General features: G+C 70.2%; 17 protein-coding genes and 1 riboswitch. Of the genes, 13 read left to right on the top strand and 4 right to left on the bottom strand.

The genetic code is table 11. The features are described 5' to 3' along the window. Window positions 1–23: 23 nt before the first annotated feature. On the bottom strand, window positions 24–659 hold the full coding sequence (locus GUY59_RS08870; protein WP_138206116.1) for a TetR/AcrR family transcriptional regulator: 636 nt from the start codon (window positions 657–659) through the stop codon (window positions 24–26). Window positions 660–1399: 740 nt separating this feature from the next. On the opposite strand from GUY59_RS08870, the gene GUY59_RS08865 reads away from it, so the two are divergent. Then, window positions 1400–1837 carry a hypothetical protein gene (locus tag GUY59_RS08865; protein WP_138206114.1) on the top strand — a complete coding sequence of 146 codons (438 nt, stop codon included), beginning with the start codon at window positions 1400–1402 and terminating at the stop codon, window positions 1835–1837. 199 nt (window positions 1838–2036) lie between these two features. Here GUY59_RS08865 and GUY59_RS08860 read toward each other — a convergent pair whose 3' ends face one another. Next, entirely contained in the window at window positions 2037–2495 is a 459-nt protein-coding gene (locus tag GUY59_RS08860) for a hypothetical protein (protein WP_201760641.1), read from the bottom strand. A gap of 125 nt (window positions 2496–2620) precedes the next feature. Beyond that, on the bottom strand, window positions 2621–2767 hold the full coding sequence (locus tag GUY59_RS08855) for a hypothetical protein (RefSeq protein ID WP_161714459.1): 147 nt from the start codon (window positions 2765–2767) through the stop codon (window positions 2621–2623). Window positions 2768–3167: 400 nt separating this feature from the next. Here GUY59_RS08855 and GUY59_RS08850 point away from each other — a divergent pair, with 400 nt between their 5' ends. The 8 genes from GUY59_RS08850 (at window position 3168) to GUY59_RS08815 (ending at window position 11689) form a co-directional block, all read left to right on the top strand. Beyond that, window positions 3168–5054, top strand: a complete 1887-nt coding sequence (locus GUY59_RS08850) for a hypothetical protein (protein ID WP_138206113.1) — start codon at window positions 3168–3170, stop codon at window positions 5052–5054. Next, window positions 5045–6508 (top strand): hypothetical protein, encoded by a 1464-nt coding sequence (locus GUY59_RS08845; protein WP_138206111.1) that lies wholly within the window; start codon window positions 5045–5047, stop codon window positions 6506–6508. Before GUY59_RS08850 ends, GUY59_RS08845 begins: the two co-directional genes overlap by 10 nt. Next, on the top strand, window positions 6505–7155 hold the full coding sequence (locus tag GUY59_RS08840) for a hypothetical protein (protein ID WP_138206110.1): 651 nt from the start codon (window positions 6505–6507) through the stop codon (window positions 7153–7155). The genes GUY59_RS08845 and GUY59_RS08840 overlap by 4 nt, the downstream gene beginning before the upstream one ends. A gap of 63 nt (window positions 7156–7218) precedes the next feature. Continuing rightward, the gene (locus tag GUY59_RS08835; protein ID WP_132329838.1) at window positions 7219–7896 is read left to right on the top strand and encodes an ABC transporter permease; all 678 of its coding nucleotides are present in this window, start codon (window positions 7219–7221) and stop codon (window positions 7894–7896) included. Then, window positions 7889–9073 (top strand): betaine/proline/choline family ABC transporter ATP-binding protein, encoded by a 1185-nt coding sequence (locus GUY59_RS08830; RefSeq protein ID WP_289514323.1) that lies wholly within the window; start codon window positions 7889–7891, stop codon window positions 9071–9073. Before GUY59_RS08835 ends, GUY59_RS08830 begins: the two co-directional genes overlap by 8 nt. After that, window positions 9070–9846, top strand: coding sequence for an ABC transporter permease (locus tag GUY59_RS08825; protein ID WP_138206108.1), 777 nt, complete (start codon window positions 9070–9072; stop codon window positions 9844–9846). Before GUY59_RS08830 ends, GUY59_RS08825 begins: the two co-directional genes overlap by 4 nt. Further along, window positions 9843–10799, top strand: coding sequence for a glycine betaine ABC transporter substrate-binding protein (locus tag GUY59_RS08820; RefSeq protein ID WP_252375154.1), 957 nt, complete (start codon window positions 9843–9845; stop codon window positions 10797–10799). Before GUY59_RS08825 ends, GUY59_RS08820 begins: the two co-directional genes overlap by 4 nt. 38 nt (window positions 10800–10837) lie before the next feature. After that, entirely contained in the window at window positions 10838–11689 is an 852-nt protein-coding gene (locus GUY59_RS08815) for an SDR family oxidoreductase (protein WP_138206107.1), read from the top strand. A gap of 7 nt (window positions 11690–11696) precedes the next feature. On the opposite strand, the gene thiC is transcribed toward GUY59_RS08815, so the two are convergent. Next, a complete protein-coding gene (thiC, locus tag GUY59_RS08810) occupies window positions 11697–13301 on the bottom strand; it encodes a phosphomethylpyrimidine synthase ThiC (RefSeq protein ID WP_138206105.1) in 1605 nt (534 codons plus the stop codon). Next, window positions 13294–13406, bottom strand: a riboswitch (TPP riboswitch). It overlaps the preceding gene by 8 nt. Window positions 13407–13457: 51 nt before the next feature. Here thiC and GUY59_RS08805 point away from each other — a divergent pair. The 4 genes from GUY59_RS08805 to GUY59_RS08790 all read left to right on the top strand — a co-directional run. Further along, window positions 13458–14069 (top strand): class I SAM-dependent methyltransferase, encoded by a 612-nt coding sequence (locus GUY59_RS08805; protein WP_161714457.1) that lies wholly within the window; start codon window positions 13458–13460, stop codon window positions 14067–14069. Between the two features lie 38 nt (window positions 14070–14107). After that, window positions 14108–14455 carry a hypothetical protein gene (locus tag GUY59_RS08800; RefSeq protein ID WP_138206102.1) on the top strand — a complete coding sequence of 116 codons (348 nt, stop codon included), beginning with the start codon at window positions 14108–14110 and terminating at the stop codon, window positions 14453–14455. A 9-nt stretch (window positions 14456–14464) separates the two neighbouring features. Beyond that, a complete protein-coding gene (locus tag GUY59_RS08795; protein ID WP_132329824.1) occupies window positions 14465–15301 on the top strand; it encodes a universal stress protein in 837 nt (278 codons plus the stop codon). 108 nt (window positions 15302–15409) lie between these two features. Continuing rightward, on the top strand, window positions 15410–15798 hold a 389-nt coding region (locus GUY59_RS08790), incomplete at its 3' end, for a hypothetical protein (RefSeq protein ID WP_161714456.1).

The raw sequence follows: 15798 nt of genomic DNA, 5'->3' as shown, positions 1-15798 counted from the left end.
GAGACAAAAAGGCATGCTCAGGGTCAGTCAGTGCTGACGGCGCGCAGGAACAGGTCCACGAGCCGCTCGACCCGCTCGCGGGGTGGCGCAGCCACCGGCTTGCCGGCTGTCGCCACGATGCCGTCGGGGAGGATGTAGGTCAACACACCGCCCACAAACATCCTGGTGGCCGCCTCCACATCCACGGCTCCGATCACTTCGTGATCGCGGGCGCGTTCCAGCAGTTCCGCCACTATGGGGCGGACGCCGCCGGTGATCGTCTGCGCCCACAACCGGCCGATCTCCGGCACCTGCGGCGAGTCGGCGATGATGACCCGCGCCAGCGCCAGGTAGTCGCTGTCGGTGAGGGCCTGCAGCACCTCGCACGCCAACGTCGTCAGCGTCTCGCGCAACTCGGGCAGAGAGCCGGTCGGCCGCTCGGCGTCCAGCACCGCATGGTCCCGGTTCAGCCGTGACAGCAGTGTGTCGAGCACGTCCACCATGAGTTGCTCTTTGGTGCGGTAGTAAACGTACAGCGTCTGTTTCGACACCCCCGCCGCCTTGGCGATGGCATCGGTCGTCGCGCCTGCGAAGCCCCCGGCCAGGAAGACCCGCGTGGCACCCCGCTGGATCTGTGCCCGCTTGGCCCGGCTGCGCGCCGTTTCCTGACTCGCCATCATCTGACCTCCCGAACCAAACCGTACTGTTCAGTTTGATATGTGTCAAGCTCAGTCTGTGGATGGTGTGCTGCTCGAAAATTGAGTTACGTGGTCTCGGGCTCTCCTGCTGGACACCACCGGTACGGTCCCACCACCAGTGGATGACCGTCTCGTCGGCAGACGCCCCGGGATCCCACCACCAGATCGCCAGGCTGTGTCGGTCGTGCAGGCGAAGACGTGCTGCTGGGAGCCGTACACGAATGCGGAGGGCCGCCCGCCAGCGAAACCAGCCCGCCCAGGTCTGCTGCTTGACCACCTGGGCGCCGGAGTCGCGCCGGCGAGGTAGGCGACCGATTCCCCGGCCACAGCCGTACCCCAGAGCCCGCGCTTGAACTCGTGCTGATCGGCGTTTCCGGCCCCGTAGATGATGCCGTACTTTCCGCCGCCCACTCGATCATGTCGGAGTACGCGGAGATGCCCTCGCAAACCAGGGCCCGTCCTGCGACTCCTGCTAGGTGCAGGGCCACGGCGAGGTATCGGTAACAGCCTGAGTGTCCGTTTCGCGGAGTCATTGTGCCGGGGCGCAAGAGGGGCCTGGAGACGTGACCAGGGCAGCGCTGGTTCCATGAACGCGCCCGCCTGGCTACCGCATGAACCCGCAGCTCAGCTCACGAGTGGAGACTGCCATACCAGCGACATACCTGCCCTATACCGGCCGTCTCTATGGTCGCTCCTGCAACTGACAGAAGGAGTGCACACACATGAAGCTCAGAGTGATGACCGGAGCTGTGGTGATGGTGGCCGGACTGGTCGTCGGTGCGCCGGCGGCCTCGGCGGACACCATCATCAGCGTCTCGGCGTGCAAGCAGAAGGACCACCTCTTCACCAAGACGATCACGGGGGCGCAGCTGAGCGGCCTCTTGAGGCGGAACTGCACGGTCCGGTACGCCAGCGGCACAAGCATCGCCGGGCGGGACTACCTCGCCATCAGCACGAAGGACACCAAGTGCGATAACTATGGGCCCAACTTCATGTCCGGCGCGTGGTTCGAAGCGAAGAACAACAACGGCTGCCGCGGAGCCTGGAAGACCACCAAGGCGGCAATCGGCCACACGTCGGGGAGGAAGTTCACGTACATTCTCCAGACGCGGAACGGCAAGAAGATCGGCGCAACGACCGGTTTCGTCAATTTCGGGTAGGGGTCGTGTAGCGCAGAGCAGTGACGGCGGGCGGGGTTGATCGCCGCGCCGCACGCACGAAATTGACCATCACAGGCGGGGCTGTCGGCTCCAAGGGCACGATGGCCGGCGAGCCGGTCGATCAGGCGTGCACCCGTCGGGTCGGGCGACGGGGCCGAACAGCTCGGGCCGGGTGCGGCGTCTCGCGCGCCGCGTGGGGTTATCCCAGGGCCTCGTGGGCGGAGTCCACGCTCCGCCGCAGAGCCTGCTCCAACTGGCCGGCGTCGGCGGCCAGTTGCTCCAGCTCAGGCACCGCGAACGTGTCGGCCCCTGTCTCGGCCACCAGTTCCTCGTACACGTGCGCCTCTCCACGCAGTTCCTCGATCTGGTGGCGGGCCATGTACGCGCGCTCGGCCTCGGCGACGTTGGTCGCGTACCGTTCCAGAGCCTCGACCCGGGCCAGCACCGCCGCCTCGCTGCTGTTCAGCGCCTGTGCCATGGGTTCGGCCACGGCCTGCGCGCCGGGCGTGAGGCCCGTCGAGACAACCTTCGTGTGCTTGGCGCGCAGCGCCGACAGCTTGGCCAGCAGGCGGGCGATCTCATACTCCTGCGCCGGCAGCATCACCGCGTTACGCACGTCGCCGAGCAGGCCCTCGGCATTGACGCGGGAACCGCTCACCGTGGCGATGGCGTGCCGCGCGCTAAGCAGAGCAACGGCGGTGGGCCCGTATGGCGATCGGCGCTGTACGGGCCCAGAACCGGGAAATGGCGGTGAATGGAGAAATCAGCGTAATTCGGGTCGGCTCAGCAGTTTGCGACGCGGTCGAAGGTGGTGCCCGGAGTGGAGGTGCTCGTGTCTTGTTCGCGCACGCTGAGCTCGACGCACGAGCTGTCCGGCCCGTTGTTCCACACGACCTTCACGTCGTACGTGAAGGCGCAGTTGTTCCGCACCGTGGCCCAGGGGGTGACGAGCGAATTCTTCCCGGCTACACACAACTCGCCATGACCGTGTTCGTGGATTCCGCCCGCGCGCCTCCCGCCCCGCTCATGAGAAGGAGTGCGGCGCCCGATGCCACGGCCAATGCCCTGCAGGTTCTGTGCATTTTCTCCGTACCTTTCGAATGGCGGTAATGGAAAGGCAGCAGGGGTAAAGCGGATCGCGGCCGTAAGAGCGTTCTCAGGATGCCGGACCCGTTCTCGTCCGCGCTCCGCGTCCGCGGGTGGCCGCGCGCGGACGCCGTCGCGGCTTTCCCGCCATGCCCGTACGCGACCCGTTACTGGGCCGGTTCGTTGCCGTAACGGTCCTGCACGCGTCGCAGAAGCGGATTAGGCTTCACGTATCCCCTGTCTCATGAGGGCACCCCTTCACATGAGCGACACACAGCAGAACCAGCCGGCTGCGCCACCGTCGAGAAAGTCGCAGTTCGCCGCAGCGGTGCAGACGGCGCTGATCGGTGCCCTGGCCGGCGCGTTCGTGACGTGGATCTCCGCGCCGTGGCTCGGCCTGTTCGCACGCCAGCCCCTCCACGTCCAGTTGTGGGTTTCCCTGGCCGTGGGGGGCGCGCTCGGCGTCGTCGCGCTGATCCCGGTGTTGCGCGACCTCATCCAGAAGCACCCCGACAAGGTCAGGACGGCGCTGTGCGTGCTGGCGGGCGCGGCGCTGGTCACCGGGGGGTGGACGGGGATTCGGACGGTCGCCGCCGACGACCAGTGCCCGGCGCCCGCGGAGCTGCGGCTGGTCACCGCGTCCGAGAACGTGGCGGAGCTGACCGCGCGCACCCGGAGCTACGTGCGCGAGCACCAGACGGAGGACGGCTGCCCGGTGGTCAGGATGACCGTGGGGGTGGCGCCGCCTCCCATCCATCTGCGTGACGCGTTCGACAACGGCTGGGAGTGGCGGGAGGACCGCCGCGACCAGCCGTACGCCCGCCTCTACGACCTGCAGCCGGACGCCTGGGTCGCCTCTTCCGCGGCCGAGGCGGACGAGCTCAGGGCAGCTCAGCTGCGCTCGCTCAGCGCCCGCAAGCAGGAGGACACGGTGGGGCGGGACCAGTTGGTGCTGGCGATGTCCGGGAAGCGGAGCGAGGAGCTGGATACGTACATGGACAATCCGGACGACTACTCGTTCGGTGAGGTGTGGGACACGCTGACGAACAAGATGGGCATGACCATCGCGCGGCCGTTCCCCGAGACGTCCGTGGCGGCGCTGATCGGCACCCATGACGTGTTCCACGACCGCGGGCTGCCCGAGTCCCGCTATCCGAAGGCCGAGCAGGAGCTGGTGGAGAACGGGCTCGGCGCGGACACCGTGACCTCGCTGCTGTGCGAGTTCGACCGGCTCGCCGACAGGGCGGATGGTGGCGATCCGAAGATCGCCCTGCTGGTGCCGGGGCACAGCGTGGACGACTACAACGCGGACCGGGTCGAGGGCTGCGAGGGCACCGGTGACAGCGCGCCCCTCGTCGCCGTACGTCACCACGACCTCAGCACGCTCGACTACCAGTTCGTCAAGGTGTCGTGGCCGGACCAGCGTTCGCCCGAACGCGCGAAGCTGGTCGAGCACTTCGGCGCGTGGTTGCGGGCCCACCCGCTCTTCCCCAACGCGCCGGGGCCCCGCGACAGCGAGCTCGGCCTGCGCGAGCTCGGGCAGCTGAGGAAGCTGGTGCTGGACGAGCTGCGCCCGCAGCTCGGCCTGCGGCTGCTGGTCGACACCTCGGGATCTGCGGACCGCCCGGTACGCGTCCAGGCCGCCGAGGCGGTGCGGGCCAACAGCAGGCTGCTCGGGCCGCGCGACAAGGTCGAGGTGTTCGGCCTGCACGCGCTCACGAGAAACGGTCCCGCCGAGGTCACGCGCATCGCCGCCGAAAGCACCAGGGAGCAGCTCGGCGCCGTGGCCACCGGCATCGAGAGCACCGCGTTCGACCGCTGGGACGCCCCCGCCTCCGCCGGGCTCTCCCGGCTGGGCGCGGGCGACGGGGCGGTGGCCGCGCCGGTGGTGCTGCTGACCGACGGCAGGTTGTTCGACAACGAGGGCACGGGCGACGCCGCGCACGTGATCGCGCGGGCTCTGAAGGACGCCGAGACGGTTTCCGGCCTGTACGTGGTCGTCTTCGGCCAGGACGAGTGCGCCGTGAGCGCGCTGCCGGACACGGACAAGCCCTATCGATGCGTGACGGTGGGCGAGGGCGCGGACCAGGCGCTCACCCGGGCCATCATCACGGTGCGGGGGTGGCGATGACGGCATGGCTGCGGCCGCGCCTGCGCAACCGGGCAGGCCGGCTCAAGAACGTCAGGCTCAACAACGTGGTGGCGGCCTGCTGCGGGGCCCTGCTGATGGTGCTGCTCCTCGCGTGGCAGGCCGCCATGTCCGCCGGGCCGTCCCAGCCCGCCATGCCCCGGACGACCGTCTCGCCGCCCACGGTGCCCGCGACGCCGCTGGAGAACTGCGGCGGCAACGACGCCGAGCTGGTCGTGGCCACCGGCGACGACGTCAGCACGGGCAGCGTGCGCCGTGAGGTCATCGAGGAGTGGAACGACCAGTTGAAGCCGCCCGCCGACCCCCGCTCCAAGCTGCTGGAGCTGTCCGGCAGCACCGACGTGCGGCGGGCCCAGATGGCGGCGCTGGCGCAGGCGGGCAGCTGCGCGTACGACATCCTCGTGCTCGACGTGGCGTGGGTGACGGAGTTCGCCCGGCACGGCTACATCCAGCCGATCGACCTGGACGATCGGGACAACCGGTTCCTGACCGGTCCGCTGGAGGCGGGGCAGATCGACGGCGAGCAGTACGGCGTGCCGTTCGCCGCCGACGCCCCGCTGGAGTTCCGGCGGCTGGACCGGCGCTCCGGCGGCTACCTGCTGCAACTGGACGACAACGAGATGGGCACCGTCAACTTCCTGGAGACGATCGAGCTGGGCGGGGGGAAGGTGCTCGACGGCGACGACAGGACCGCCATCGTCCTCGGCCACGCGCGCGACGACGTGTGGCGGGCGCTGACGTCGCCGACCCGTACGTTGTCCGGCACGGAGGGGAGCGCGGTCGTGTTGCGCGAGTCGTTGCAGATGGACGAGGACGCGAGCGTCGTGGCCTTCAAGGAGAGCGAGGCCGGCGGGCAGCCGGTGGCCTACATGCGCAACTGGCCGATCGCGTTCCACCAGCTGGCGAGCGACCCGCGCATGCGCGACTCCGGCCGGAAGCTGCGCTTCGACGTGCACGCGCCAGCGGCGCACGGCGGCGTGCTCGGCGGGTCGGTGCTGGCCGTCTCGCGGCACATCAAGCCGGCCAAACTGGCTCCCGCCATGCGCCTGATCAACCGGCTCACCAGCCCGGAGGTGCAGGCAACGTTGTTCGCCTGCGGCGGTTACTCGCCGGTTCTGTCCGAGGTGTACGAGCGGTACGAAGGCGGCGGCGGCCCGTCGTGCCGGCGCCAGGACGGCTCCGACATCACCAATCCGAGCCTGGACGAGCTGTCGAGACTGGCGACGGAGACCAAGGAGTCGATCGAACGGGCCAGGCCGCGGCCGAAATCGCCCTACTATGCCCAGTTCAGCGAGCTGTTGCGCCGGTGCGCCCGGGGCGTCTGGGAGAACAAGGTCTCACGGGAGACGTTCTTTGCCTCCGCCGGCGCCCTTGAGGGGGCGCTGAACGGCCGGGTGCAGGACGATCGCCCGCTCTGCGGGAAGGGCGGAACATGACGGACGCGGCGGAGACGGCAGGGTTGTGGGACCGTCCGATCGGGAGGTTGGTCGTGCGGGCGGTCGTCTGCGCGCTCGCTGCCGCCGGGCTGCTGGTCTTCGCGGGCGGGCCCACGTGGGGCGCGGTGGGGTTGTCGATCGTCTTCACGGTGAGCACGTTCCTGGCCGGCCTGCTCTGCGCGTCCTTGTTCGGGTTGTCCGCGGATCCGGAGCGGCGCGTCGGGGTGGTCATGGTGACCCATATAGCGCTGCAGGAGCTGATCCGCCTGGGACTGGTGCTCTGGTCGGGGGTGGGCGCGGTCGAGGCCGCGTGGATCGGGCTGCTGACGTGGAGCATCGGGCTGGCGCTCGGGCTGCTGGGGCTCATGCGTCTGTCCACCGCCGAGCGCGGGACGGGGCAGAAACCCGAGCCTGCTCTGGGACCGGTGAACGTGCTGGCCGGCGGTGGGATGCTCGCCACGGAGACGGCGCCGTGGGCGCTGGTCGTGTGGAGCCCGCTGCTTGCCCTGCTCACATTCGCGGTGAGGGCGGGGGCGGGCCTCCTGCAGCGCGGAACGCAGCGTAAGCAGGTGTTCACAGCCGCCGGCGGCTACCTGCTCCTGGCCCTGGCACTGGTCCTGTGGCTCTCGCCAGTGGGACAGGTGTGACTAAAGGGACAAAAGTTTCGCTTGTGAGGTTTGGGGCTGACAATCCCGGTTAGTACGTAGGCGATGACCCTGTGGGAGTACGTCGAGGACCGATGGGACCTCATCCTCTTCGAGACGGCGCAACACGCGAGCATGGTCGCCCAGTGTGTCCTGGTGGCGGCCCTCCTCGGCGTGCTCATCGGCGTGGCCACCTACCGGCGGCCCCGGCTGGCGTCGCTGGCCACCGCCTCGTCCGGGGTGTTGTTCACCGTGCCGTCGCTGGCCATGCTCGGCCTGCTGATCCCGGCGCTCGGGCTCGGGGTGGCGCCCAGTGTGACCGCGATCGTCTTGTACGCGCTGCTTCCGATCATCCGCAACACCGTCGTCGGCCTGCAGGGAGTCGACCAGCTGGTGGTCGATGCGGCGCGCGGCATCGGGATGAGCAGGCAACGGTCGCTGACCAGGATCGAGCTGCCGCTGGCCTGGCCGGTGATCCTCACGGGCATCCGGGTGTCCACACAGCTGGCCATGGGCATCGGGGCGGTGGCCGCGTACGTCTCAGGGCCGGGGCTCGGTGAGCAGATCTTCTCCGGGTTGGCCCGGCTGGGCGGGGCCAACGCGGTCAACTCCACGCTGACCGGCACGATCGGGGTGGCCGTCCTGGCGCTGCTGTTCGACGGCTGCTTCGTGCTGCTCGGCAAGCTGACCAGGCCCGAAGGCCCGCTGAGCCGCCGCTTGACCACAGGAGGTGTCCGTGGCTGACCAGAGCACCTCCGGCGTGCCGATCGAGATGCGCAAGGTGACCAAGGTGTTCCCGGGCAGCGGCGAGCCGGCCGTACGCGAGCTCGACCTGAACATCCCGGCGGGCGAGATCGTCGTGCTGGTAGGGCCGTCCGGGTGCGGCAAGACCACCACCATGCGCATGATCAACCGCCTGATCGAGCCGACCTCCGGCGACATCGTCATCGACGGCCGCAGCTCCCACGACATCGACCCCGACCGGCTCAGACGCAACATCGGGTACGTCATCCAGCAGGCCGGCCTGTTCCCCCACATGACGGTGGCCGCGAACATCGCCCAGGTGCCCAAGATGCTCGGCTGGGACCGCGCCCGCATCGCCGAGCGCGTCGACGAGCTGCTCACCCTGGTCGGCCTCGACCCCGGTCAATACCGCGACACCTTCCCGCGCCGGCTCTCCGGCGGCCAGCAGCAGCGCGTCGGCGTCGCCAGGGCGCTGGCCGCCGACCCGCCCGTGCTGCTCATGGACGAACCGTTCGGCGCGCTCGACCCCATCAGCCGCGAACGCCTCCAGGACGAGCTGCTCGGCCTCCAGGACGACCTGGCCAAGACGATCGTCTTCGTCACGCACGACATCGACGAGGCGCTGAAGATCGGCGACCACATCGCCATCATGAAAGCGCCCGGCCACATCGTGCAGTACGCCAGCCCCGCCGAGATCCTCACGAACCCGGCCGACGACTACGTCGAGCAGTTCCTCGGCGCCGGCTCCTCGATGCGGCTGCTGCGCCTGACCAAGGTGGGCGACATCGAGGTGGACCAGGTGCCGTACGCGTCGGAGGACGCCGACGCGGCCGAGGTGCTCGCCGAGGTCGAGCGACACGGCCTGGACTACGCCCTGATCACGGACGGGATGCGGCGGCCGCTGCGCTGGGTCGGCGCCGAGCACCTCCAAGGGCTCACGGGCCCGGTCGGCTCCGCCGGCGACCCGATCACCGGCACCCTCCACCACCGGATGACGCTGCAGGACGCTCTGGAGGCGCTGCTCAACGCCGACAACGACGTGGTGCCCGTGGTGGGCAGGCGGCGGGCGTACGCGGGGGCGCTGTCGCTGAGCACCGTGCAGAACGCGATCCAGGCGATCAAGATCAGGGAGCGCGAGCGCCGCCTGCACCGCGGCGAGACCGGGGCCGGCCGATGACCGTCTCCACGGCAGTCCCCGACGAGACCACCAACCCGGAGCCGCGGCTCGGCCGCTCCTGGCACATCGTGCTGCCGCTCCTCTGCTACCTGGCTGTGGGCGCAGCCATGATCATCTATACGCAGTCGGTGCCGCTCGACGGCATCGAGCGCGGCTCGCTCAACCTGCCCTACATCTTCGGCCGCACGTGGGAGCACATCCAGCTGGTCTTCTACTCGACCGTGCTGGTGCTCGTGGTGGCGCTGCCGCTCGGCATCCTGCTCACCAGGGGCACCCTGCGCCGGGCGACGCCGTTCGTGCTGGCGCTGGTCAATGTGGGCCAGGCCACCCCGGCGGTGGGCCTCGTCGTGCTGTTGGCGGTGCTCTTCCAGATCGGCTTCTGGACGTCGGTCGCCGCCCTGTTCGCCTACAGCCTGCTGCCCACGCTGCGCAACACCATGGTCGGCCTGCAACAGGTCGACTGGCGGCTGATCGACGCCGGCCGGGGCATCGGCATGTCGGCGGCCAGGGTGCTGTTCAAGGTGGAGCTGCCGATGGCCGCGCCGGTCATCCTGTCGGGCATCCGGACCACGCTCGTGCTGAGCGTCGGCACGGCCAGCATCGCCGCCTTCATCGGCGCGGGCGGGCTCGGCGACCTGATCACCACGGGTGTGAGCACGCAGCGCAACCTTGTGCTGGTCACCGGGTGCGTGCTGATCGCGGTGCTGGCCCTGATGATCGACTGGGTGGGCGGGCTGGCCCAGCGGGTCCTCGCCCCGAAGGGGCTGTCGTGAGAGCGTTCCTGGCCCTGCTGCTCGTCCTGGTGATGGCCGGGTGCGGGCTGCGGCCGGCGTCGTCGTTCGTGCCGCCGGTCGAGCCGGCCGGCATCCAGCCCATCCCGTCGCTGGAGGGCACACCGATCCGGGTGACGTCCAAGGAGTTCACCGAGCAGCTCGTGCTCGGCAAGATCGCGGTGCTGGCCCTCACCGCCGCCGGCGCCGACGTGGCCGACCAGACGAACGTGCAGGGCAGCGTGAACGCCCGCGCCTCCCTGACCCGCGGCGACGCCGACCTGATGTGGGAGTACACCGGCACCGGCTGGATCACCTACCTCGCCCAGACCAAGGCGCTGCCCGACCCGCAGGCGCAGTACGTCGCCGTCCGCGACCTCGACCTGCGCGAGAACGGCATCGTCTGGCTGCCGCCCGCGCCGCTGAACAACAGCTACGCCATGGGCGTCACCCGGGCCACGTCGCAGAAGTGGGGCGTGAAGACGATCTCCGACCTCATGAAGATCCCGGTGAACGAGCGTACGTTCTGCGTCGACCACGAGACGTTCGGCCGCGACGACGGTTTCCTCGGCATGCTGAAGGCGTACGGCATGACCTACGGCAAGGAGGTCCCGCGGGCCAACGTGCGCCGGGTGTCGGTGGGGGTGCTCTACAACTCCGTCGCCAGCGGCCAGTGCGCCGCCGGCATGGTGACCACGACCGACGGCCGCGTCCAGGCGCTCGACCTGGTGCTGCTGGAGGACGACAAGAAGTTCTTCCCCAGCTACAACGCCGCGGTGACGATGCGGCGCGAGCTGGCCGACGCGCACCCCGAGATCGCGAAGATCTTCGCGCCCATCAGCGCCAAGCTGACCGACGACGTGATGCGCGGTCTCAACGCCAAGGTGGACGTGGACGGCGACGTGCCCGCCCTGGTGGCGCGCGACTGGCTGCGGGACGAGGGATTCGTGCGGTAAGGGCGTTAACCCTGCCCTTTCGGGGGCAGCCGCTGGGCATGTCGCAAACACCACCCGCCCAGAACCAGCCGTACCCGGGCCGTACGGGAGAGATGGCCCCCGAGCCGCGCGACGAGATGCGCGACTACGTGGGCCGTGACCTGCTGCACGGCAAGAAGGCGTTGATCACCGGTGGCGACTCGGGCATCGGCCGGGCGGTCGCCGTGGCCTTCGCCAAGGAGGGCGCCGACGTCGCGATCGCGTACCTCAGCGAGCACGAGGACGCCGCGCACACCGGCAAGCTGGTCGAGGCGGCCGGGCGGCGCTGCGTGCTCCTGCCCGGCGACCTCGGAGACCGGGAGCACTGCGCCTCCGTCGTCGAGCAGACCGTGGCCGAGCTGGGCGGCCTCGACGTGCTGGTGAACAACGTGGCCTACCAGGCGCCCGTCGACGGCCTGGAAGAGCTGACCGACGAGCAGTGGGAGCACACGTTCGCGGTCAACATCCACAGCTACTTCCGGGTCATGAAGGCCGCGCTGCCCCACCTGCGTGAAGGCAGCGCGATCATCAACACCTCGTCGATCAACGGCCTGCGCGGCAACAAGACGCTCATCGACTACTCCGCCACCAAGGGCGCCATCAACGCCTTCACCTACTCCATGGCCCAGAACCTGGTCGACCGCGGCATCCGGATCAACGCCGTGGCTCCCGGCCCGGTCTGGACGCCGCTGATCCCGGCGACCATGCCGGAGGAGAAGGTGGACTCGTTCGGCGGGAACGTGCCCATGGGCCGGCCCGCCGACCCGGACGAGATCGCCCCCTCGTACGTGTTCTTCGCCTCCGGCCGGATGTCGTCGTACTACACGGGTGAGGTGCTGGCCCCGATCGGCGGGGAGACGCTGCCCGGTTGATCCCGGGTCAGTCCGCCATCGGCAGGTAGACCCTGCCTCCGCGCCTGGTGAACTCGGCCGCCTTCTCCGCCATGCCGGCCTCGATCGCCTCCTGCGTGTCCAGCCCGTGCTCGTCGGCGTAGCGCCGTACGTCGTGGCTGATGCGCATGGAGCAGAACTTGGGCCCGCACATGGAGCAGAAGTGGGCGGTCTTGGCCGGCGCGGCGGGCAGGGTCTCGTCGTGGAACGAGCGCGCCGTGTCGGGGTCGAGCGACAGGTCGAACTGGTCCTCCCAGCGGAACTCGAAGCGCGCGTCCGACAGCGCGTCGTCCCACGCCTGGGCGCCGGGGTGCCCCTTGGCGAGGTCCGCCGCGTGGGCGGCGATCTTGTACGTGATCACGCCGGTCTTGACGTCGTCCCTGTTCGGCAGGCCGAGATGCTCCTTGGGGGTGACGTAGCAGAGCATCGCGGTGCCGTACCAGCCGATCATGGCGGCGCCGATGCCCGAGGTGATGTGGTCGTAGCCGGGGGCGACGTCGGTGACGAGCGGGCCGAGGGTGTAGAACGGCGCATCGTCGCAGAGCTCGCGCTGCAGGTCGACGTTCTCCTTGATCTTGTGCATGGGCACGTGCCCCGGGCCCTCGATCATCACCTGGACGTCGTGCGCCCGCGCGATCGTGGTCAGCTCGCCGAGCGTGCGCAACTCGGCGAACTGGGCCTCGTCGTTGGCGTCCGCGATCGAGCCGGGACGCAGCCCGTCGCCGAGGGAGAACGACACGTCGTAGCGGGCCAGCAGCTCGCACATCTCGTCGAAGTTGTCGTACAGGAAGCTCTCGCGGTGGTGCGCCAGACACCAGGCCGCCATGATCGAACCCCCGCGCGAGACGATCCCGGTCTTGCGGCGGGCGGTGAGCGGCACGTACGCCAGCCGCACGCCCGCGTGCACGGTCACGTAGTCGACGCCCTGCTCGCACTGCTCGATCAGGGTGTCGCGGAAGACCTCCCACGACAGCGCCTCCGGGCGGCCGCTGACCTTCTCCAGCGCCTGGTAGATGGGCACGGTCCCGACCGGCACGGGCGAGTTGCGGATGATCCACTCGCGGGTCTCGTGGATGTCGGGCCCGGTGGACAGGTCCATGATCGTGTCGGCGCCCCACCTGGTGGCCCAGGTCATCTTCTCGACCTCCTCCTCGATGGAGGAGGTGACGGCGGAGTTGCCGATGTTGGCGTTGATCTTCACGAGGAAGTTGCGGCCGATGATCATCGGCTCGGTCTCGGGGTGGTTGACGTTGGCGGGGATGATGGCTCTGCCCGCGGCGACCTCCTGGCGTACGAACTCGGGGGTGACTCCCTCCCGGACCGCCACGAACTCCATCTCCTTGGTGACGATCCCCCGCCTGGCGCAGCCCACCTGGGTCATGGGCGCGCCCGCCGCGCGGCGCTGGGCGATCCACGGCTCGCGCGGTCTCGCCAGCCCGCGCCGCACGTCGGTCTCGACGTACGGGTCGGTGTACGGGCCCGAGGTGTCGTAGAGCGTCACCGACGACCCGTCGGTGAGGTTCACCTGGCGCTTGGGGACGCGGAGGTCGCCTTCGTAGATCTTGGTAAAGGTGGGGACGCGCGCGTCGGTCATCGCGCAAACTCCCTTCGCCGGCATTACCCGGAGCAGGTTCTGGCGGTCGGCGGCTCTCAGCCGTCCTCTCAGCCCGGTCTGCACCGGGCTCCCGCGTTGGACGGCCGTGATCGTACCCACGCCTGTGCCATGACGAAACATGACATCATCCGCAAAATGGAAGATCCCACGTCAACGACCACGGCCGCCTACGACCACATCGCCTCCGGCTGCGCCGCCCGCACCGAGCACCCCGACGACGCCCTACAGGCCTTCAGGCGGCGCTTCGCCGAGGCCGTGCCCGCCGGCGCGACGGTCGCCGACCTGGGATGCGGGCCAGGAAGGGACGCCGCCTGGCTGCGCGAGTGCGGGCTGCGGGTCGTCGGCGTCGACCGCTCGGCCGCGATGGCGCGGCTCGCCGCCGCCCGCGGCGTGCCCGCCGTACTGGGAGACCTGCGCCGGCCCTCCGTGGCCCCCGGCTCGCTCGCCGGCCTGTGGTCGGTCGCGGCCCTGCTGCACGTGCCCGCCGCCGACACCGAGGCCACACTGCACGCCTGGTGGACGGCCCTGCGACCGGGCGGCGTGCTCGGGCTGAGCACCTCGGCGGGCGACACCGAAGGATGGGAGGAGCTGCCGCGCGACACCGGCCGCCGCCGCTGGTTCGCCCACCGCGACCCCGGCACGCTCCTGCACCTGCTCGGCGCGGCCGGATTCGAGACCGTCGAACACGGCCTGAACCGCGCCGAACGCACGTGGCTGAGTGTCCTGGCGACCAGGCGCGAGGTTTGACGACCGCCTCCAGCGGTACCAACCCCATCAGGGGGACTATGAAAAAGATCGCCGCTGTCGCAGGACTCGTGCTGCTGGCCACGTTCGGCGTCACCGCCGCCCACGGCGACGGTACGGACCAGCACGAGGTGAGCCAGGAACAGTACGAGACCCTGCTCGCCCAGTGCAGCTACGCCGGCACGGGCAAGGCGCGTTGCCGCTCGACGGTCAAGGAGATCTACCGCATCGGCGCCGAGGACACGAAGCTCGACTGCCGTACGTACGCCGGCGTGTCCGTCTGCGGCACGCTCAAGCTCAGCCAGGCCGAGCGGGCGTGCATACGCGACTCCACGGAGGGCGGCATCTCGTTCCGCCGCGCCGAGGTGGAGTGCTACGCGTCATCCTGAGGAGCTGCCGTGATCATCGTGGGAGTCGATGGCTCACGCGCCGGGCTGGAGGCAGCCGGCTGGGCGGCCAGGGAGGCGGCGCTGCGCCGCGCGCGACTGACCGTCGCGCACGCGGTGCCGCGGTGGGTGTGCGACGAACTGTCCGCCCGCTACGCCGAGGTCGCCCGGTGGATGCGCGACGAGGCGAACTCGGTGCTCACCGCCGCACGCGACCGGGCGCTCCGCGAACGCCCCGCCATCGTCGTCGAAACCACCCTGCTCCCCGGCGACCCCCGCACGGCGCTGATCAAGGCCGCGGAACAGGCCGAACTCCTGATCGTCGGCAGCCACGGCATCGGCGGCGTACGCGGGCTGCTCGTCGGATCCGTCGCCCACGGGGTCGCCGCCCACGCCCGTACGAACGTCGTCGTGGTCGGCGAACGGCCCGCGACACCGTCGCGCGGCGAGATCGTGGCCGGCTTCGACGGCTCCCCGCCCAGCCTTCGGGCGCTCGACTTCGCCCTTGCCGCGGCCGGGCTGCGCGAGGCGCGGCTGCGGGTCGTGCAGGCGTGGGCCTGGCCGCGGCCCGGCGGCTTCCCACCGGCCGACCCCGACACCGAGCAGCACACCCTGCAACAGCTGAAGGACCAGTTGGCCGAGCGCCAGGAACGGCACCCGGACATCGACCTGGTGCCCGAGCTCGTGCACGGCCATCCCGTCGAGGTCCTGAAGGAGGCGGCCGAGGGCGCCGACCTGCTCGTCGTCGGCTCGCGCGGGCACGGCCAGCTCGCCGGCATGCTGCTCGGCTCGATCAGCCAGGCCCTGCTGCACCACTCGCCGTGCCCGCTCGCGGTCGTACGGGCCTGAAAGCCACGTCCGGCCGTCTCCCCCGGCCGTCTCCCCCGGCCGTCTCCCCCGGCCGTCTCCCCCGGCAGGGGGAGGCTCCGGACGCGCGGCCTCCGTAGCCTGGCCGCCATGAGACCACACCTCCGGCCGGCCCTGCTGACCGCGGGTTTCGCGGGGGCCGCCGCGCTGGCGCTGGTGGCGCCGGGGAACCTGGTCATGCGGCTGGCGTTCGGCAAGCTCGACGACCCGGCGCTCGGCCGGCAGCTCCTGCTCACCGTGCTCGGCCTGCTGCTCGCCCTGGCCACCGTGCGCTACGGCACCCGCCCCCGCGAACCCCGGCCCGACGGAACCGTACGCCCTTCGCCCTGGGCCAGGGCGGCGACCTGGGGGGCGGCCGGCGTGCCCGTGCTGGGGTTCTCCGTACCGCACCTGCTGTGGGGGCTCGGCGTGCCGTTCGGCGTGGCCGGACCATCGGCGGCCGGACTCGCGGACCTGAGCGGATCGCCGGTGTACTGGGG

It is taken from the genome of Nonomuraea sp. K271 (genome assembly GCF_009908215.1).
Lineage (GTDB): Bacteria > Actinomycetota > Actinomycetes > Streptosporangiales > Streptosporangiaceae > Nonomuraea > Nonomuraea longispora.
The sequence above is the reverse complement of the archived record's forward strand: the minus strand, read 5'-3'. Positions and strand labels throughout refer to the sequence as shown.

Coding starts and splice junctions, on each gene's coding strand:
- thiC (WP_138206105.1), bottom strand. CDS start 13,301: ATGACCGACGCGCGCGTCCCCACCTTTACCAAGATCTACGAAGGCGAC.
- GUY59_RS08835 (WP_132329838.1), top strand. CDS start 7,219: ATGACCCTGTGGGAGTACGTCGAGGACCGATGGGACCTCATCCTCTTC.
- GUY59_RS08850 (WP_138206113.1), top strand. CDS start 3,168: ATGAGGGCACCCCTTCACATGAGCGACACACAGCAGAACCAGCCGGCT.
- GUY59_RS08825 (WP_138206108.1), top strand. CDS start 9,070: ATGACCGTCTCCACGGCAGTCCCCGACGAGACCACCAACCCGGAGCCG.
- GUY59_RS08800 (WP_138206102.1), top strand. CDS start 14,108: ATGAAAAAGATCGCCGCTGTCGCAGGACTCGTGCTGCTGGCCACGTTC.
- GUY59_RS08870 (WP_138206116.1), bottom strand. CDS start 659: ATGATGGCGAGTCAGGAAACGGCGCGCAGCCGGGCCAAGCGGGCACAG.
- GUY59_RS08840 (WP_138206110.1), top strand. CDS start 6,505: ATGACGGACGCGGCGGAGACGGCAGGGTTGTGGGACCGTCCGATCGGG.
- GUY59_RS08865 (WP_138206114.1), top strand. CDS start 1,400: ATGAAGCTCAGAGTGATGACCGGAGCTGTGGTGATGGTGGCCGGACTG.
- GUY59_RS08805 (WP_161714457.1), top strand. CDS start 13,458: ATGGAAGATCCCACGTCAACGACCACGGCCGCCTACGACCACATCGCC.
- GUY59_RS08815 (WP_138206107.1), top strand. CDS start 10,838: ATGTCGCAAACACCACCCGCCCAGAACCAGCCGTACCCGGGCCGTACG.